This is a genomic window from Bacillus sp. 1735sda2 (genome assembly GCF_024159245.1).
Taxonomy (GTDB): Bacteria; Bacillota; Bacilli; order Bacillales; family Bacillaceae; genus Bacillus; species Bacillus pumilus_O.
On record NZ_JAMYWZ010000001.1, the window covers coordinates 498806 to 518426 of the forward strand.

Sequence of the window (19621 nt, forward strand, 5' to 3'; positions counted from 1 at the left end):
CTTATGTCAAGCATACTTGACCGAGGAAGAATTCGTAAAGATACAGGTGGAAAAAATGATGAGAAATCGATTGAAATTACAACAATTATCTATTAGATGGAAGCTCACCATCCTCACATATTTCGTTGTCATTTTCGCCCTTTTAATCGGAGGAATTGTCCTTGTTGGGGGAATCCAGCAAACAGAGGAACGGGAGCTTCGAAAAAGGCTCATGAACACAGCGAGAACAGTGGCTGAGATGAATGAGGTAAAGCAGGCGTTAGCTGATCAAACAAAGGAACGTGACCGATTACAGCATGCCATCGAGGAGATTCGGATTATTCAAGATGCTGACTACATTGTCGTCATGGATATGGATCATGTGAGACTAACGCATCCAGTGAAAGCAAGGATTGGTCAGCGCTCGGAGGGGACAGATGAAGAGCCTGCTTTTGCTGAGCACATTTATTTCTCAGAAGCAGAGGGAGAGCTTGGGACCGCCATCAGAGCCTTTTATCCAGTGAAGGATGATCAATTTAATCAAACAGGGGTCGTCCTTGTTGGGAGAACACTGCCAAGTATGATCGATATATTAGGAGAAATGAAGCGAGATATCCTCATGATTCTCTTGCTCACGCTCAGCTTTGGGCTTGTCGGTTCATTTTTACTTGCTCGTCATATTAAACAGCAAATGTTTAAGCTGGAGCCGCATGAGATTGTCAGAATGCTAGAGGAGCGCACCGCAACCTTTCACTCTATTAATGAAGGGGTTATCGCCATTGATAATCAGCACATGATTACCATTTTTAATGAAAAGGCGAAGCAAATATTTAGTGTGACAGGGGATGTCGTAGGCAAGAATATTTGGGATGTGCTGTCTGACACAAGGCTTCCAGAAATCATTGATCGCGCGGAGCCCGTCTATAATGAAGAAATTCATATGAGCGGAAAGCGGATTATGAGTAGCCGAATTCCGATTGTCATGAAAAAGAAAATTATTGGAGCGGTCGCCATTTTTCAGGACAGGACAGAAGCGGCAAAATTGGCAGAGGAGCTAACCGGGGTTAAGAACTTTGTAGACGGTCTGCGGGTACAAAATCATGAGCATATGAACAAGCTTCATACGATTGCTGGGCTGATTCAGCTAGGTAAACCCGATCAGGCACTTGATCTAGCCTTTCAAACGACGGAAGAGCAAGAACATGTGCTGGACTTTCTTCATCGGGTCATTCAGCATGATGCCGTTGCGGGTTTATTGATGAGCAAAATCAGAAGGGGCAAGGAGTTAGGCATAAAGGTCGAAGTAGACGAACATAGCTGTCTACGTGATTTCCCTGAGCGTCTAGATCAACATGATATGACGAAGCTGCTTGGCAACCTGATTGAGAATGCCTTTGCCTCGTATGATACTGTAGAAAGAGACACAAAATGCATTTCTATTAGTATTGATCAAACCGAGGATGTCCTCGCGATTTTAATTGAAGACAATGGCTCCGGGATTGAAGAGGAAATGATTCCTTATATTTTCGATAAAGGTTTCACACACGGCAAAGAAGGCGGAACAGGCTATGGCCTGTATATTGTAAAAACGATTATCGACAAAGGGATGGGAAATGTAGAAGTCACATCAAGCATCGGCATTGGTACCACCTTCTCAATCGAATTCCCAATGATTATAGAGGAGAGAGACAGATGACTCAGATTAAGGTGCTATTAATTGAAGATGATCCGATGGTGCAAGAAGTGAATAAGGAGTTCATTAAGAGTGTTCCTGGCTTTCAAGTGGTGGCAATCGCAGGTAATGGGGAGCAGGGAATCCAGCTCATCAAAGAAATTCGTCCAGACCTTGTTGTCCTCGACGTATATATGCCAAAAAAAGATGGCGTGAAGACGCTTCAAGACATTAGAAAGCAAAAGATACAGGTGGACGTGATCGTTATTTCTGCGGCAAAAGACAAAGAGACGATTGGCACCATGCTTCAAAATGGTGCACGAGATTATATCATCAAGCCATTTAAGTTCGAACGTATGAAAGAATCACTTGAAACCTATAAAGCGTTTAAATCTAAAATTCGCACAGCAGCAGAATTTTCTCAGGAGATGCTGGATGATATCATACGAAAGCCGGCTGTTAAGCAGGAAGATACTTGGCTTCCTAAGGGGCTGAATGTGCATACGATGAATGAAATTAAAGCCTATATGGGCTTGCAGGAAGGACCGCAGTCTGCGGAGGAAGTGGCCAATGCACTTGGCATTGCACGTGTCACGGCACGCCGGTATTTAGACTTCTTAGTGAAAGAAGGCGAGCTGAAATTAGATATGCAATACGGCGGAGTTGGGCGGCCTGTGAATAAATATATCGTACATTCTGACTAAGAGACCAAAAAGACCAAAATGTACGATATGTACATAAGCTTCACAGCCTTTGTTGAAATCGCTATCATTTAGCTACAGATAACAGTTAAGCGTTTACATCAAAGGGTGAGGGAGTTGATTTTTTATGAAGAGGCTTTTGAAGAACCTGACATTTCAGGTGGTTGCAGCTGTCATTATCGGGATCATTGTTGGGATGGTTTGGCCAAACGTCGGAAAAGAAATGAAGCCGCTCGGTGACACCTTTATCAATGCCGTTAAAATGGTCATTGCACCAATTATTTTCTTAACCATTGTTCTTGGTATTGCCAAAATGGGGGATATGAAAAAGGTTGGAAAAGTTGGGGGAAAAGCATTTATTTATTTTGAAGTCGTCACGACGCTTGCCTTGGTCATCGGACTTTTTGTCGTAAATATCATGAAGCCAGGTGCAGGTCTGGACTATAGTAAGCTTGAAAAAGGGGACGTTTCGCAGTATACCCAAAATGGGGGACAGGGTATCGACTGGATGGAATTTGTTACACACATCGTACCATCTAATATGGTAGATGCCTTTGCAAAGGGTGATATTTTACAGGTCTTATTCTTCTCAATTTTATTCGGTGTTGCACTCGCTGCCCTTGGCGATAAGGGGAAAGGCATCATCGAATGGCTTGATAAGCTGTCACTTGTTTTCTTTAAAATCATTGGATATATCATGCGTGCAGCGCCGCTCGGTGCATTTGGGGCAATGGCGTATACGATCGGACACTTTGGTTTGGCGTCGATTAAACCGCTCGCAAGTCTGATGCTCTCCGTTTATTTGACGATGTTCCTGTTCATCTTCGTTGTGCTGAACATCATTTGTAAAATGTATGGTTTCAGTCTGCTTGGTTACCTGCGATTTATCAAGGATGAAATTTTAATTGTTCTTGGCACAAGCTCATCAGAATCCGTGCTGCCAAGAATGATGGATAAAATGGAACGCTACGGGTGCTCTAAGTCTGTTGTGGGCCTTGTCATCCCAACAGGGTATTCCTTTAACTTAGACGGAACCTCGATCTATTTATCGATGGCTGTGGTCTTTTTAGCGCAAGTGTTTGGTGTAGACCTATCTATCGGTCAGCAAATCACCATTATCCTTGTTCTGATGCTAACTTCAAAGGGCGCGGCTGGGGTGACAGGAAGCGGATTTATCGTGCTCGCTTCTACCCTTGCTGCACTACAGGTCATTCCGCTAGAGGGGCTTGCACTTCTGCTTGGCGTAGACCGATTCATGAGCGAAGGAAGAGCCATCACAAACCTCATTGGAAATGGAATCGCGACAATTGTTGTGGCGAAAAGTGAAGGTGAATTTGACGAGGCGAAGAGCAAAACAGCCCTTCAAGAAATGCGCAATATGAAGCAAGCTGTATAGTATAAAAACAACCCAAAACCGAAACCTTATGTCTACATGGGGTTCGGTTTTTTCTTGTGTTGAAAAGAAAAAACATTAAAGCTTGATAAATTTAGGTCGAATCGTAAGACCTCAATGACCTTTTGTTATATAATTTACAGAAAGATCCGATATAATGTATATCAGATCCAATGAAAAATAGACTTTAGTCCTGGCAGGTGTGTAACGTAATGGCAGCATTTTTAAAATTGTTCGAAAAACCCGGTGTTAAGCGGTTTTCTGTATTTGTAGTATTAGCCACAGCCTTATATCTATTAAGAGGAATGATGAATTTAATTCTCTTGACCTTCATATTCACCTTTTTGATGAATCGGTTAGAAGAGGTCATTAGAGGCTTTTTAAGTCGCTTCCTGAAAATAGGGCAGAAATCGGTTATTACCATTTTGTATATTCTTTTGGCTGGTGGATTGACGTTTGGCGGATTCGTGTTTGTGCCAATCATCGCCAAACAGGTGGAGCAACTATTTCATTTAGGAAAGAAAATTGCAGACCATCCACAAAATTTACCCTTCTTTGATGTCATCACCAACGTATTCGGAGATTTTAAAATATCAGCTTACTTTGAGAAAGGGTTTAATTTCCTCTATACATACTTAACAGATTTCAGTACGTTCAGTATCCAAGTCATTATGTCCTTAATATTAAGCATGTTCTTCCTGTTCGAAAAAGAACGCCTCATTCAATTCATGAACAAGTTCAAAACGAGTAAAATCTCTGTGTTCTATCACGAAATCGCCTTCTTTGGACGTAAATTTTCCAGAACGTTCGGAAAGGTACTCGAAGCACAGTTTATTATTGCAACTGTTAACTGTGTTTTAACAACCATTGCGCTAGGTATTATGGGATTCCCTCAATTATTTGGATTAGCGGTCATGGTCTTTTTGCTAGGCTTAATCCCAGTCGCAGGTGTGGTTATCTCACTTATTCCCCTCAGCATCATTGCGTATACGCTTGGGGGCGGCATGTATGTCCTGTATATCGTGCTTGTGATCGTCATCATCCATGCCATTGAAGCCTATTTCTTAAACCCGAAGCTCATGTCAGCAAAAACAGAACTCCCTATTTTCTTCACATTTATTGTGCTGATCTTCTCTGAACACTACATCGGGATTTGGGGACTCATTATTGGTATACCAATCTTTGTGTTTATTCTAGATATTTTGGAGGTCACCAACAAGGAGGAAAGTAGTTAAAAAGTTCACTTGAACCTGTTTACAATTTTCTAAAAATAAGGTATAAATAGTATGAAAATATCATAATAACCACACGCTTAATCCTTCTAAAGGAATGGGGGACCCATGTTTTTGGGGTGAATTTTTCTCTGTTGAGAAAAAAGGACATCTCTTCGTCCTAACCCGTCAGCTAACCTCATCGGCGTGAAGAGAGTAAACGGTGGTATATGTAAAGACACGCAGACCCACGAGAAAACTCTCTCGTGGGTCTTTTTGACGAGGAAGGGGAGATTTTATTGAAGCTGGCGACAAAAATTATTATTGCCCTTATTGTGGGTGCAATCACGGGACTTCTGCTTAACATTTTCGCTCCAAATGTATTCAAAATGTTAGACCCTTATCTATTCACACCTCTAGGTCAAATCTTCTTAAATCTAATTAAAATGCTGGTTGTGCCAATCGTCTTCTTTTCCATTACACTTGGTGTAGCAGGCCTCGGAGATCCAAAAAAACTAGGCCGAATTGGAGCAAAAAGCATCTTATACTTTCTACTGACCACAACCTTCGCTATTATCATTGCGATGTCATTAGCATTATTAATCAAACCGGGTTCCATTGGTTCATTCGATACTAAAGGGGCAGAATACGAACCTCAAGAAGCACCATCTACGACAGACACTTTATTAAACATCATTCCATCAAATCCAGTTCAATCTTTAGTTGAAGGAAATATGCTGCAAATCATTGTCTTCTGTGTATTCTTAGGACTAGGAATTGCAGTGCTAGGCAAAAAAACAGAAGGATTACTCAACATATTAGAACAAGGCAATGAACTCATGATGTACCTTGTAGGAGTGGTCATGAAATTTGCTCCGTACGGGACATTTGGCTTAATTGTGACGGCTATCGGGAGCCAAGGCCTTGAAGCTATTAAAGCCATGGGGCTGTATTTTACAGTCGTATTAGTAGCACTATTGGTGCATTTCTTTCTCACATATGGCTCAACTTTGGCTTTATTTGCAAAACGAAATCCATTTACATTCTTTAAAGACTTTTCGCCTGCGATGGTCGTAGCCTTTAGTACGTCTAGCAGTAGTGCGGTTCTCCCTGTATCTATGGAAACCGCTCAAAAGAAATTGAAAGTACCTGAGCCGATATCCAGTTTCGTGCAGCCTTTAGGCGCTACGATCAATATGGATGGAACAGCCATTATGCAAGGGGTGGCAACCATCTTTATTGCACAAGTGTTTGGTGTGGAATTAACGCTGATGCAAATGCTCACAGTTGTATTAACCGCCGTATTAGCCAGTATTGGGACAGCCGGTGTACCAGGCGTAGGCTTGATCATGCTCGCAATGGTATTGAATTCGGTTGGGCTTCCGGTTGAAGGCATTGCGCTCATCCTTGGTATTGACCGCTTATTAGATATGGCAAGAACCGTTGTCAATATTACAGGTGACGCCGCATGCGCGGTGATTGTGACCGAAACTGAGAAAAAACATGAGAAAGACGCAGCATCACCGAATCTATCCATGTAATGTAAAAGAAGGGCTGACAGGGCTGACTCAATCAGCCCTTTTTTTCATGGAGTTCCTTGTCTTGCGTGATATACTTTTAACAGAATGAGCGGCCTTCTTTGCCGCCAAAGGTTTTACATCAGAAGGAGGAACCACGTTGGAGTCTGCTGTTTTAAAGGTAGAGAAAGTCGATAAACGAATTGGCCGGAAAATAATCTTACAAGATATATCCATAGAAATAGGGAAGGGAGAAATCGTCGGCTTACTAGGGCCAAATGGCTCTGGAAAAACAACCTTGATTCGTTTGATCGTTGGCTTGATGAAGAAAAACAACGGGCGAATCATGATCAATGGGTATTCACAGGATGAAGATTTTCGACATGCGATGTCATCTGTTGGTGCAATCATAGAAAATCCCGAATTTTATTCTTATTTAACAGGCTTTGAAAACCTTGAACTGTATGCGGCGATGCACAATGGAGTGACGGAGGAACGAATGCATGAAGTGGTCAAAAGAGTTCGTCTGGAGCACGCCATTCATCAGAAGGTGAAGACCTATTCACTGGGGATGAAACAAAGGCTTGGGATTGCGCAAGCCATATTACATCAGCCAAATCTGCTCATTTTAGATGAACCGACAAATGGACTTGATCCTGCCGGTATGAAGGAGTTCAGGGAGCACTTGCAAACACTAGTGCGAGAAGAAGGAACGTCCGTCTTATTTGCTACACATTTATTGCATGAGGTAGAAGAGCTATGTGACCGCATGATCATCATTCAAAAAGGAGAGATCAAAGCTAGTACCATGCTTCGTGACATAGAGGGGAAAGAACAGATGCTCATGAATATTCAGCCAGTGGAAAAGGCAGTGACGTGGCTCGAGACACATGACTATACATATGAACGAAATGGATCGCATGTTTTACTTCAATTGAACAAAGAGCAAGTGCCTGAGCTGAACAAACAGCTTGTACTGGCTGGATTTGATGTGCTTGAAATGACACCTCAAAGGCCATCAATTGAAGAGGCGTTTATGAAATGGACGGAAGGCGGGACGGCAGATGCTTCAACTCATCAAGAATGAGCATAAAAAAATGATGAAGAAAAAGATTACGTTCATTGCACTTGGATTGATCGTTGTGTTTCAATTGGCGATGTCTCTAGCATTGAAACGAGTCATTTCCAGCTTTGGTGGACAAGACACTGTCGCCAACTATTTTGCTTATTCCACGAACGTCGTGTTTATTTTACAGGTGCTTGCAGTTGTCATTGGCGCGACCTTGATCTCAACAGAATTTCAAAAAAGAACGATCAAGTTTTTATTGATACGGCCCAAAACTAGGCTGCAAATTTTCTTGTCAAAATACATCACACTTGTGATGACGGTCATCTATTTGTTTGTTTTTTATTATGTACTTGCTTTCCTATTTGGCCTTATTTTCTTTGGTACTGCTTTTGATGAAAGTACGGGACGCTTATTTCAGCATACGTTTGCTGTGATCGGATCTCAGTGGGTGGAAGTGATGATGATGGCAAGCTTCGCTTTTATGTGTTCCAGCTTGTTTAGGAACAGCCTTGTTGCGCTTGTGACCTCGTTCTTTGTTTTATATGCGGCTAAATCACTTGTGCCTATTATGTCTCTTTTAGAAAATCAGTGGGGGAAAATCCTACTTTTTGCTAATACGGACTTTACTCAGTACAGCTTTCAAGGACCGCCGCCCTTCCATGGCATGAGCCCTTTGTTTTCTCTATTTATAGTAGGGGCACATTTTGTTTTCTTTGTTGGAACGGCTTGGGTTCTTTTTTGGAAGCGCGATGTAAATGTGTAAAAATTGTGTCAAATAACAAGAAAAATTCGTGACATCTTTGTGAAAACGAGTCTGCATTTCACGATAACCGGCTGATTTTGTCTTATAATAAGAGGGACTCTTGGAGGTGGCACTATCGTGAAAAATTTCATTACGGCTTTACCCATTTTGTTGTTGCTGTCGTTTTCGTTCGTGTCTTTTGCCTTCCAGTTTGATCATCTTATTTATTTCAGACTAGCGCTGGGAATCTTTTCGTTAGCGGGTCTTTTCTTTCTGTATACACTTAAAAGAAACATGAAATGGTTCATGGTTTATTTATATGCGAGCTGGATCATTCTTGCTGCTGTCACAACATTTGAGGAGCCTGTCTTTTCTCAGTTCTTCTTCGGTGGTTTAACAATGACAATGGGTTATCTCACATATATGCTCATTTATTTAGGAATGAAGCAGGACCGTGTAGCGAAATCACATTAAAACAAAAGCCGATAAAATCAAAGTATAGATTTTATCGGCTTTTTTTATTGGAAAAGACAAAAAAGAGAAGCAGCCAGCTTTGACTGCTCCCCCTTTTATTTATGATTCACGTCCAGCAGCTGCAAGCTGTTTCTGATGCTTTTTGTCGATGGTTTCGTATATACTTTCCATCATTTTAGGATCGCCCATGATGGCTTTCTTGTTCTCTTCAATCAATTGCTGATACGTTTTGATTTTCTTCTTAGACATGTGACTCATCGCTCCTTTATAAGAATAGACGTCTATAGGATTCCACACAGATGATATTGATAATCATTTTCAATTATCATCTCTATTATACAAAGTGCAATTCTGGAAGTAAAGATTATATTCAGAAAATTCACGTAATCGACAAATTTGAAGCTCAGTCGACGCTCATTCTTTCCCAGGAAATAATTGCTGTCATTTCTTGTCGTGAGAGAAACATCTATATAAAACATTCTTTCGCTCATTGAAACGTTTTGACTGAACAAATCGTCTTATGAAGAGATTTGATGTAAGGAATGGAGAAAAAAAGACACCAGCAAGTGTTTGCTGATGTCCTCCGTTTCACGATTTAAGAAATGTGCCCTTGAAGAAACTCTGTCACTTCTTCAGGTGATTTTGCGTTTGCACTGTGTAAATGACCTGTTTTTTCGCCATTTTTGAAAATTAACAGGCTTGGAATACCCATGACCTGATACGTTTCTGCTAATTCAGGGAAATCATCTTTGTTTATTTCAAACCATTCATGGTGAGCATATGCCTCTAAGATGTCTGGAATGAACATGTCCATTCTTGTACAGTCAGGACACCATGTTGCAAAGAATTTAACGATGACTTCTTTGTCAGATTGAATGATTTCATTGAATTGTTCAGTACTTGTGATTTTTTTCAATTTGTCACAACTCCTTTTCAGTGTCATTTTAATATAAAATAAAGGCAAATGACATACAAATGCTCGGGAGGCGCTTACAACTTTACAAATCATTTCAATTCCGTAACAACAAAAATTAATTAGAGCATTTTTGCTTGAAAGTGATAAGATAGTAAAGATGAATTTTAGTGGGGGGAGTATCCATTGAAAATAAGTTTAGGATTGATTTACGGCGGAAAGTCAGCCGAACATAATGTATCACTGCAAACAGCCCTTGCAGTTACAAAAGCACTTAACACTGAGAAGTTCGATATACATCCAATTTATATTACAGAAGAGGGCGAATGGCTAAGAGGAGAAAAACTCACTGAACCAGTATCAAACGTCAGAATGCTTCAATTTGAACAGAATGCAAAGACGTTTTTACCCACTTCTTTAAACGAGAGCATGTTTCCACAGCCTGCATCTGCTGATGAGAAGATTGATGTTGTCTTCCCATTATTGCACGGGCCAAATGGTGAAGATGGAACGATGCAAGGATTACTTGAACTGCTGAATATCCCGTATGTCGGCAATGGCGTTCTTGCTTCTGCCGCGGGTATGGATAAAGTCATGATGAAAGATGTTTTTGCTCAAGCAGGACTTGCACAAGCAAAGCACCTTTCCTTCAATAAAAAAGACTATGAGAAAGCCACACCAGACAGCTTAGAACAGGTGGAACAAGTACTTGGCTATCCATGCTTTGTGAAACCTGCGAACATGGGGTCAAGTGTTGGAATAAGCAAATGCCGCAGCAAAGAAGAGCTACAAACCGCATTCGACTTAGCTTTCCAATATGATCGTCGTGTGGTCGTAGAAGAAGGCGTCGTAGGAAGAGAAATCGAGATTGGTGTATTAGGAAATGACGAGCCAAAATGCTCTGTCGTTGGTGAAATTGCACCTAAAACAGATTTTTATGACTACAAAGCAAAATATGAAGATGGCGATACAGATTTGATCATTCCTGCAAGTGTGTCAGAGGATGAGTATAAGACGATTCATGATATGGCGATTAAGGCATTTAAATCCCTAGATGGTTCTGGTCTTGTACGTGCAGACTTCTTCCTTACAGAAAAAGGCGAAGTGTTGATCAATGAAGTGAATACAATGCCTGGATTCACACCGTTTAGTATGTTCCCGCTGCTTTGGAAGCACACTGGTGTAGAGTACCCAGAGCTCATTGAAAAGCTAGTGTCACTTGCAATTGAACGCCATCAAGAAAAACAAACCATTAAAACGACTTTTTAATGTGAGCAACGAGCAGACACTATCCTTAGGTAGTGTCTCTTTTCCTTCAAACGTGAAATGAGAAAGAGAGGCGAAAAAATCATGATCAAACGTACAGTGAAACAAATCGCCCAAATGGCTGGTGGGACACTATCTAATCAAGCTTTTGGCGAAGAGCAAATTCACGGAGTGACGACAGATACACGAAAAGTATCAAAAGGTGCATTGTTTATCCCCCTAATTGGAGAACATTTTAACGGTCACACATTTGCTTCTAAAGCAGTGGAGCTTGGAGCGGCAGCTGTTCTTTGGAACCAAAAAGAAACCAATCCACCAGAAGGCGTACCTGTCATTCTTGTCGACGATACACTGTCAGCCCTTCAGCAATTGGCAAAATCGTATTTAAAAGAAGAAAACCCTCGTGTTGTCGGTATTACAGGAAGTAACGGGAAAACCACGACGAAAGATATGATTCATTACGTCTTACAAACAACGTATCAAGTTCATAAAACAGACGGTAATTTTAATAATCATATCGGTCTTCCGCTCACCATTCTTTCAATGCCAAAAGGTACAGAAATCGCTGTATTAGAGATGGGCATGAGCGCAAAAGGCGAAATCGAGTTTTTGTCAAACCTAGCTGAGCCTGATGCAGCAGTCATCACCAATATCGGAGAGTCTCATATGCAAGATTTAGGATCAAGAGAAGCCATTGCTGATGCAAAATGTGAAATTACAAAAGGGTTGAAAGAGGATGGCACCTTTTACTACTTAGGAGATGAACCTTTGATTCGCGAGAGAGCGACTCAACTTTCGCAGCAAGTGAAAACCTTTGGAGAAGCAGAGGACTGTGATATTAAGGTAACGCATATTAACCAGCTTGCAGAAGGAACTGAATTTCAAGTTGAAGGGTATGCTCAAGGGTTTCTCATTCCTGTATTAGGGAAACATAATGTGAAGAATGCCCTTGCTGCCATTGCTATAGGTCAGCATTTCGGACTGAATGAAAGACAAATCGCCCAAGGACTCATGCAAACAAAGTTAACAGGAATGCGTCTTGAACTGTTTAAAACAGAAAAAGGAATTACTGTTATCAATGATGCGTATAATGCAAGCCCTACTTCTATGAAAGCTGCTATTGATCTTGTAGGAGATATGGACGGCTTCGCAAATCGCATTCTTGTCCTTGGAGACATGCTAGAGATGGGTAGCGAAGAAGAAACATATCATTATGAACTAGGCCGCTACATCAAGCCTGAATTTATTGATCATGTGATGACGTATGGCCGTCTAGGTGCATTCATCGCTGAAGGAGCAAAGAAATCATTCGGTGATACGCGAGTGTTCTCATTTATGGACAAAGAGGAACTGAAGAAAAAACTTGCTGACGTAGCAGGTTCTGATGATGTGGTTCTTGTCAAAGCCTCACGCGGCATGAGATTAGAAGAAGTCATTACTGCACTATAAAAAGTGAGCGGCAAAGAAGGTGACAGAATGATTGGCTGTCTATGTATACATGGATTCACTGGTGCCCCCTATGAAGTGGAACCGCTAGCGCAATATTTAAAGAAGAAGACAGATTGGAATGTTCAGTCTGTCACGCTTCCGGGGCATGGAGATGAGCTTCAGCTAAAAGGTATTCTCTATCAAGAATGGATTGCGACAGCTGAATTAGAACTTCTTTCTCTTTACAGAACATGTGAGACTATTTTTTTGATCGGGTTTTCTATGGGAGGAATGATTGCTTCTTATCTTGCAGCGAAGTATCCAGTCGCTCGTCTTGTCCTGTTAAGTGCAGCGGCTAAATATGTGAATCCAAAACAAATGATTCAAGACACAAGGCAGATGGTGAAGGAATCATTGTCTGGGCTAATTGATACGAACCCTTTGTATGATAGATACCGTCATAAGCTAACGAGCACACCGCTGTCAGCCGCTGTAGAATTTATGAAGCTGGTGAAGCAAACGAAGAGCTCCCTTGAGAAGCTTCACCTCCCTGTGTTAATTGTTCAAGGGGAAAACGATGGGATTGTCCCAGCTTCAAGTGCACAATTGATTGACCATAAAATCCCGTCTCGTCAGAAAGAAATGTTTTATTTACCCGATTGTAAACACCATGTTTGTCATGAGCCATGTGCGCAGCAATTGTTTGAAAAAGTAGAGGAATTTCTGAAAAAAACAATTTAATCTATAGAAAAGCGAAAATGTGGCTAAACTAATATAAATTGAATCCCACTTGTTAAAAATTGCATCATTTTTGTCGAATGAGTGACAAGCCTATGGTACAATAGGAAAGAAAAGGTGGTTGATTCGGTTGTTTCAATATGACGGAAAAACCTTTGTCCCGCAGTCTAATTCGAGTAATGGAGAAGTATCGGTTGGCACCGTATTTCAATATCGTCAGGACGGGAATATATTAACGGGCACGTATCAAGGCGGCAGTATTATATCTGGTGTACTTGTAGGAACTGTAAATGAGGATGGAACACTTCATTTTAGGTACCACCATGTCAGCAAAGACGGCAGCATGAGAAGCGGGTCTTGCAATTCTACACCTAATCAGTTGGATAACGGAAAAATTCAACTGTTCGAAAAGTGGAAATGGATGGATGGCGATCAAAGTGATGGTGAATCTGTCATTGTGGAACAGTAGATATATCCATTTCTGTCTTGTTGAAAAACAAATAGTGTAATGGTAAGATATAAGGTAGGGTAATTCGGGCTTTGTATATAATGGACCTGTCCTTTCGAAAAAGGGCAGTTTTTAATGATCATTCACGAGATTACTGAAACAGCAATTAGAAGGAGTTTGAATAATTTGACTATAACGTTTCAAGATTTTCAATTAAGCGAAAGTCTCATGAAAGCTATTAACCGCATGGGATTTGAAGAAGCAACACCGATTCAAGCGGAAACAATTCCTCTCGGTCTTCAGAATAAAGATGTCATTGGACAAGCACAAACAGGAACAGGAAAAACTGCAGCGTTTGGTATTCCTCTTGTAGAAAAAATTGACCCAGCGTCTCCAAACATCCAAGCGATTATCATTGCGCCAACAAGAGAATTAGCAATTCAAGTATCTGAAGAGCTATACAAAATTGGCCAAGACAAGCGTGCGCGCGTACTTCCGATTTACGGTGGACAAGATATTGGTCGCCAAATCCGTTCACTCAAGAAAAATCCTCATATCATCGTAGGGACTCCAGGACGTTTACTCGATCACATTAACCGTCGTACAATGCGTCTTCAAAATGTTGAAACTGTTGTGCTTGATGAAGCAGACGAAATGCTAAACATGGGTTTCATTGAAGACATTGAATCGATCCTTTCAAATGTACCAAGTGAACACCAAACACTTTTATTCTCTGCGACAATGCCTGCACCAATTAAGCGCATTGCAGAACGTTTCATGACAAACCCAGAACACGTAAAAGTAAAAGCGAAAGAAATGACTGTCTCTAACATCCAACAGTTCTACTTGGATATCCATGAGCGTAAAAAGTTTGATACATTGACTCGTCTTCTTGACATTCAATCACCTGAGCTTTCAATTGTCTTCGGCCGTACAAAACGTCGCGTTGACGAATTGACTGAAGCACTTAACCTTAGAGGTTATACAGCTGAAGGTATTCATGGTGACTTAACTCAAGCGAAACGTATGGTTGCGCTTCGTAAATTCAAAGAAGGTTCAATCGATGTGCTTGTCGCAACAGACGTTGCAGCACGTGGACTTGATATCTCAGGCGTAACACACGTGTATAACTTTGACGTACCACAAGATCCAGAAAGCTACGTACACCGTATTGGACGTACTGGACGTGCTGGACGTACAGGTATGGCGATGACATTCATCACACCACGTGAAAAAGATATGCTTCGTGCGATCGAGCAAACAACTAAACGTAAAATGGATCGTATGAAAGAACCAACACTAGATGAGGCAATCGAAGGACAACAACAAGTAACTGTTGATCGTCTGCGCACAATCATCAGTGAAAACAACTTAAACTTCTACATGACAGCAGCAGCTGAATTACTAGAAGATCATGATTCTGTCACAGTGGTTGCGGCTGCCATCAAAATGATGACAAAAGAGCCGGATGCAACACCTGTTCGTTTGACAGATGAAGCACCAATGGTTTCAAAACGCAATCGCAACAACCGCAGCTCTTCTAAACGCAGAGACGGTGGCGGCGGAGGCGGCTATCGCGGAAAGAGCCGTTCATCTTACGGTGACAAAAAGCGTTCTTCAAATGACCGCAATCGTTCTTCTAGCGATCGCCGTCAAAAGAAATCTTATAACAACTAATTCAAAAGCGAATCCATTGCAGGGTTCGCTTTTTTTAACAGGTTTCCTGAAACTTTTTAGGCTTTCTTTCGTAATATATTGATAGAAAAGTAAGAGAATGGGGGAAGAATGTGAGAAAACAGCCGCAACGTCAAATTAGTTTAAATGGTTTAAAGGTATGGCGCCTTCAAAATGGAATCATCTCATTGATTTTCTTACTCATCATCATTGGGGTATTTGTTGCTAGTTATTATCTTCATTGGCCATATTGGATTGGTGCCATCCTCGCCGGTTTATGGGTCTTACAGGTTGTTTTTGGCATTTGGCTTATACCGAAAATCCGTCATCGCATCTGGCGTTACGAAGTATTCGAAAATGAAATTGAAATTCAGCATGGGCTCATTCGTGTCACACGTGTGATTGTACCGATGGTGCGTGTTCAGCATGTCGATACATCACAAGGGCCGCTTTTAAGGCGCTACCGTTTGGCATCTGTTCAAATATCGACTGCTGCCACAGTTCATGGTATACCGGCGCTAGAATTAGAAGAAGCAGATGAGCTTCGTGATTACATATCTCGTTTAGCAAGGGTGACGGAAGATGATGTCTGAACCAAAACGTGTACATCCAATCTCGATGTTCATTGATTTTATCTCAGATGCCGTATCCATGATCAAAAACTTCATTATCCCTTTTTTCGTGCTTATTTTTGTGAACTCGAATTCGAGCATTCGTTTTTATGCATTTATCATTCTTGGTGTGCTTCTTTTATGGAAAGCTGTTTTAACTGTTTTAGCATGGAGGCGCTTCACCTACCGAATGGAAGATGATGAATTTCGCGTGGAATCGGGCGTCATCACAAAAAAGAAAAAATATATTTCGTTAGAACGAATTCAAACGGTGAATACAAGTGAAGGTATTTTCCAGCGGATTTTTGGTTTGGTGCGGGTTCAAATCGAAACAGCTGGTGGAACAGACGGTCCAGAAGTGAGTCTGACGGCGATTACAAAAGCAGAAGCGGAACAATTAAAGCAATCGATTTTCAACCGGAAGAAAAGCTTGCAGCAAGAAGAAATGGTGGATGAAAATGGAGGTACCCCACATGATCCTTTGGCAGCACACCAACCTGTAGAAAAAGAAATCAATGTTTCCTACCGGATGGGGATACCAGAACTGCTTTTGGCTGCGACCACATCAAGCGGGATCGGCGTCATTATTTCTGGGTGTCTTGCCATTTACACACAAATAGATGAAATTCTTCCTTTGGACGGATTCATCAAGCGGTTTTCTTTTTTAAGTCATGCGAGTGTTGAGATTTATGCGATTCTCATATTTATGGCCGTATTGATTGCATGGATTCTTAGTGTTGGGGTAACAGCCCTTCAATATGCGAATTTTAACGCAAAACGAAAAGGGAAAGACATCATCATCACAAGAGGGCTCATCGAAAGGCATCAAATGACCATTCCGCTTGCGAGAATTCAAGCAGTGAAAATCAAAGAAAATATTCTTCGTGAACCCTTTGGTTTTGCAACGGTGATGCTTGTGAGTGCAGGAGGTTCTATTACAGAAAAAGAAACCTCTTCCGTCTTATTTCCACTGATTCGGAAGAAAAAAATCAACGAACTGCTCTCTCAATTCACAGATGATTATCATTTGGAGCCAGAATCTGAACTGAAAAAGGTGCCAAAGCGTTCACTCAAGCGCTACCTGATCTCGTTCGGCTTTGTGCCATTACTTGTCGGCGTAATCCTATCTGTCCGTTTTCCGCCATGGGGGTATTTGGCCCTCATTCCGCTTCCGATTGCTTTGGTTTTTGGTTATTTAGCTTATAAACAATCAGGCTATACGATCAAAGATCCATTGATTCAACTGACATCAAGAGGCATTGGCAAAACCACTGGTATTGTTTTGAGAAAACGAATGCAAAACTATACGATGACACAATCATTCTTCCAAAAGAAAGGCCGAGTGGCGAGTATTCACACCTTTGTGAAATCCTCTGCGTTGCTTGATTCCTTTGGTGTACATCACCTTGAGGAAGAAGATGCAGCACGTGTAATGGATTGGTATTCGTATGAAAAAAATAAATCTTCTTAAACAAAAAATGTCGATCCGCTTCCTGTTCATAGGAGTGAACGACATTTTTTATGAGGTTAGTAGCGTCTTTTTTTTGAATGGAAAACTAGCGTAAGAGGTGCTAGGAGCATGCCGCCGATCAATCCAAATAAGTGAGCCATGATATTGATGTTTGAGTTGACGAACGTCATAATGACAGAGACGGCAAGAATCGTTAAGATCACCTGAGAATTGCCGCGATCCATCATATGCGGTTTAAATAGAACAAGGTATAAATAAACGCCAAACAAACCGAAGATCGCACCAGATGCGCCGACATGTACATACTCTAAAGGCTCCACCCAATAGGTTCCGAGGTTGCCAATGAATCCTGCACCAAGATAGATAATGAGAAATCGAACCTTCCCAAGCAAATGCTCAAGTGCTGGAGCGAATAAGAACAATGACATAGAATTGAACAAAATATGGGTCAGACTTCCGTGAAGAAAAACAGGTGTGATAAGTCGCCACCATTCTCCAGCAGCTACACCATAATTGAAACCGACGAGATGGTCGTGACCAAGCTGGATAAGAGGGATAGGAAGCGCAAATAGAAGCCATAGACCAAATTGCAAAGCAAGGATCGTTGTGACGATTGGATACGATCTAATAAATTGTTGAAAGCTCTCCGTTCGAATAAACATAACAAACCCCTTTTGACTAGATAATGGTAAGTTTATAGTAACACGTTTATGAAGAGAACATCCAAATTAGTACGAGTATCATAGGAGGTACCTCATGATCAAAGGAATAGGTCTTGATATAGTAGAGATCAACCGGCTCGCGCATGTTCTTAGTAGACAACCTCGTTTGCCAGAACGAATTTTAACGTTAAATGAACAAGACATCTTTCACGCACTTAGTGAAAAGAGGCAGCTGGAATTTTTGGCGGGACGTTTTGCAGCAAAGGAAGCTTTCGCCAAAGCGTACGGAACGGGAATTGGAAGGCATTTAAGCTTTCATGACATAGAAATTCAGAAAAACGAACATGGAAAACCTTTCATCAAAAGCGAAAAGACGAAGGGCGACCAGGTTCATGTGTCCATCACTCACACGAAAGAATATGCTGCTGCACAAGTTTTAATTGAAAGGTTGTCAAGCTAGTCTGCATATTGTTTGTCCCCCCTTCATATATTGGGTAGTGCGATAAGGAAGGGCGAGTTGCTAACAGGCTTTGATGGTTCGCGGTACGCAGTTAACTCTTGAGGCGTACTGTTAAAGTCAAACAAGCGGTTTCTTCCTTTTAACACAATTAACGAAGGGGTTGAAAAGGGTGAGAAAAAGCTTTGTTTTGCTTGTAACGGGAATCCTTTTTGTACTGATTCTCTCCGCATGCGGTCAAAAATCTCAGAAGGATATCGTTGGAGATTTAAACAAAAAGGCAGAGGAAATGACATCATACAAAGCCAAAGCAAAAATGACCATTGAGACAGGAAATGACCCGCAGGAGTATCAAGTAGAAATTTGGTACAAAAAGCCGGAACTTTACCGTGTCTATTTAGAAAATCCGAAAAAGGATCAGAGTCAAGTCATTTTAAGAAATGGCAATGGTGTGTTTGTGCTGACACCTTCATTGAACAAGAGCTTCCGTTTTCACAGTGATTGGCCGAATAATAGCAGTCAGGTCTACTTATTTGAGTCACTCGTGAAGGACATTAAAAATGACAGTGCTGCTCAGTTCAAAGCGAAGGATTCAAAGTATGTGTTCGAAACCAAAACCAATTATCAGCACAACCAAATGCTGCCTACCCAGGAGATTACCTTTCATAAAAAAACAATGGCGCCTGCCAGTGTGAAAGTGCTGGATAGCGACAAAAAGCCAATGGTGAAAGTGGAATTCTCTCACTTTGAATTCAATAAATCCTTTGACAAAGATGCATTTGATGAGAAGAAAAACATGACACTCTCTCAAATGGATGTTGCCACAAGTGCAGACCCATCTGACAGCTTTGCGGTGAAAACGCCAGTTGATATGCCAGAGGGTGTGAAAAAGATGGAAGAGAAAGAAATGATGACAGATGCCGGGAAGCGTTATGTGATGACGTATGGTGGAAAGAAATCCTTCACACTCATTCAAGAAAAAGCGAGAGTCGCTGAAGCATCTACGCCTGTGACAATGAACGGCGAGCCAGTCGACCTTGGCATGACAGTTGGGGTTCTGACAGATCAATCCCTTTCATGGACATCTGACGGAGTGGACTACTTGATTTCTTCAAGTGATCTATCGAAGGAAGAGCTCTTGATGGTTGCAAAGAGTGTAGAAGGCCAGTCAGCTAAATAAATATCTCAGGCGAGA

20 protein-coding genes and 1 riboswitch are annotated in these 19621 nt (G+C 41.4%); of the genes, 17 read left to right on the plus strand and 3 right to left on the minus strand.

All coding sequences use genetic code 11. The annotated features are described in order from the left end of the window. Window positions 1–55 precede the first annotated feature (55 nt). From NKR21_RS02385 to NKR21_RS02420, 8 genes are all read left to right on the plus strand, one after another. Window positions 56–1675 (plus strand): ATP-binding protein, encoded by a 1620-nt coding sequence (locus NKR21_RS02385; protein ID WP_088004458.1) that lies wholly within the window; start codon window positions 56–58, stop codon window positions 1673–1675. Then, window positions 1672–2355 carry a response regulator gene (locus NKR21_RS02390; protein ID WP_088004457.1) on the plus strand — a complete coding sequence of 228 codons (684 nt, stop codon included), beginning with the start codon at window positions 1672–1674 and terminating at the stop codon, window positions 2353–2355. The genes NKR21_RS02385 and NKR21_RS02390 overlap by 4 nt, the downstream gene beginning before the upstream one ends. Window positions 2356–2479: 124 nt before the next feature. Further along, window positions 2480–3748, plus strand: a complete 1269-nt coding sequence (dctP, locus tag NKR21_RS02395; RefSeq protein WP_012008977.1) for a C4-dicarboxylate transporter DctP — start codon at window positions 2480–2482, stop codon at window positions 3746–3748. A gap of 209 nt (window positions 3749–3957) precedes the next feature. Continuing rightward, window positions 3958–4980: an AI-2E family transporter gene (locus tag NKR21_RS02400; protein ID WP_012008978.1), complete on the plus strand. Its 1023-nt coding sequence runs from the start codon at window positions 3958–3960 to the stop codon at window positions 4978–4980. A gap of 64 nt (window positions 4981–5044) precedes the next feature. Continuing rightward, a riboswitch (cyclic di-AMP (ydaO/yuaA leader) is annotated at window positions 5045–5178 on the plus strand. A 77-nt stretch (window positions 5179–5255) separates the two neighbouring features. Next, a complete protein-coding gene (locus tag NKR21_RS02405; protein WP_162900841.1) occupies window positions 5256–6497 on the plus strand; it encodes a dicarboxylate/amino acid:cation symporter in 1242 nt (413 codons plus the stop codon). Between the two features lie 136 nt (window positions 6498–6633). Next, entirely contained in the window at window positions 6634–7560 is a 927-nt protein-coding gene (locus tag NKR21_RS02410) for an ABC transporter ATP-binding protein (RefSeq protein ID WP_144457009.1), read from the plus strand. After that, window positions 7538–8305, plus strand: a complete 768-nt coding sequence (locus NKR21_RS02415; protein WP_144457007.1) for an ABC transporter permease — start codon at window positions 7538–7540, stop codon at window positions 8303–8305. The genes NKR21_RS02410 and NKR21_RS02415 overlap by 23 nt, the downstream gene beginning before the upstream one ends. Before the next feature lie 117 nt (window positions 8306–8422). Then, window positions 8423–8758: a hypothetical protein gene (locus NKR21_RS02420; RefSeq protein ID WP_003214381.1), complete on the plus strand. Its 336-nt coding sequence runs from the start codon at window positions 8423–8425 to the stop codon at window positions 8756–8758. Between the two features lie 99 nt (window positions 8759–8857). Here the strand turns inward: NKR21_RS02420 and fbpB are convergent, their stop codons facing one another. Next, window positions 8858–9007 carry a Fur-regulated basic protein FbpB gene (gene fbpB, locus NKR21_RS02425; protein WP_144457005.1) on the minus strand — a complete coding sequence of 50 codons (150 nt, stop codon included), beginning with the start codon at window positions 9005–9007 and terminating at the stop codon, window positions 8858–8860. A gap of 346 nt (window positions 9008–9353) precedes the next feature. After that, window positions 9354–9674 (minus strand): thioredoxin family protein, encoded by a 321-nt coding sequence (locus tag NKR21_RS02430; RefSeq protein WP_144457003.1) that lies wholly within the window; start codon window positions 9672–9674, stop codon window positions 9354–9356. A gap of 183 nt (window positions 9675–9857) precedes the next feature. Between NKR21_RS02430 and NKR21_RS02435 the strand changes: the two genes are divergently transcribed. From NKR21_RS02435 to NKR21_RS02465, 7 genes are all read left to right on the plus strand, one after another. Next, on the plus strand, window positions 9858–10940 hold the full coding sequence (locus NKR21_RS02435; RefSeq protein WP_144457001.1) for a D-alanine--D-alanine ligase: 1083 nt from the start codon (window positions 9858–9860) through the stop codon (window positions 10938–10940). Between the two features lie 81 nt (window positions 10941–11021). Next, window positions 11022–12386, plus strand: coding sequence for a UDP-N-acetylmuramoyl-tripeptide--D-alanyl-D-alanine ligase (locus NKR21_RS02440; RefSeq protein WP_144456999.1), 1365 nt, complete (start codon window positions 11022–11024; stop codon window positions 12384–12386). Between the two features lie 27 nt (window positions 12387–12413). Beyond that, the gene (locus tag NKR21_RS02445; protein ID WP_144456997.1) at window positions 12414–13106 is read left to right on the plus strand and encodes an alpha/beta hydrolase; all 693 of its coding nucleotides are present in this window, start codon (window positions 12414–12416) and stop codon (window positions 13104–13106) included. Between the two features lie 127 nt (window positions 13107–13233). Then, window positions 13234–13572, plus strand: a complete 339-nt coding sequence (locus tag NKR21_RS02450) for an avidin-fold protein (protein WP_012008987.1) — start codon at window positions 13234–13236, stop codon at window positions 13570–13572. 165 nt (window positions 13573–13737) lie between these two features. Next, window positions 13738–15228 (plus strand): degradosome RNA helicase CshA, encoded by a 1491-nt coding sequence (gene cshA, locus NKR21_RS02455; protein ID WP_041815194.1) that lies wholly within the window; start codon window positions 13738–13740, stop codon window positions 15226–15228. A gap of 110 nt (window positions 15229–15338) precedes the next feature. Continuing rightward, window positions 15339–15818, plus strand: coding sequence for a PH domain-containing protein (locus tag NKR21_RS02460; protein WP_144456995.1), 480 nt, complete (start codon window positions 15339–15341; stop codon window positions 15816–15818). Then, window positions 15808–17307, plus strand: coding sequence for a PH domain-containing protein (locus NKR21_RS02465; RefSeq protein WP_144456993.1), 1500 nt, complete (start codon window positions 15808–15810; stop codon window positions 17305–17307). The genes NKR21_RS02460 and NKR21_RS02465 overlap by 11 nt, the downstream gene beginning before the upstream one ends. Window positions 17308–17363: 56 nt before the next feature. On the opposite strand, the gene NKR21_RS02470 is transcribed toward NKR21_RS02465, so the two are convergent. Then, a complete protein-coding gene (locus NKR21_RS02470) occupies window positions 17364–17969 on the minus strand; it encodes a rhomboid family intramembrane serine protease (protein WP_012008991.1) in 606 nt (201 codons plus the stop codon). A 94-nt stretch (window positions 17970–18063) separates the two neighbouring features. Here NKR21_RS02470 and acpS point away from each other — a divergent pair, with 94 nt between their 5' ends. Both acpS and NKR21_RS02480 read left to right on the plus strand, forming a co-directional pair. Further along, window positions 18064–18429: a holo-ACP synthase gene (gene acpS / locus NKR21_RS02475; RefSeq protein WP_144456991.1), complete on the plus strand. Its 366-nt coding sequence runs from the start codon at window positions 18064–18066 to the stop codon at window positions 18427–18429. Between the two features lie 160 nt (window positions 18430–18589). Further along, window positions 18590–19606 (plus strand): LolA family protein, encoded by a 1017-nt coding sequence (locus NKR21_RS02480; protein WP_088004450.1) that lies wholly within the window; start codon window positions 18590–18592, stop codon window positions 19604–19606. Window positions 19607–19621: the final 15 nt, after the last annotated feature.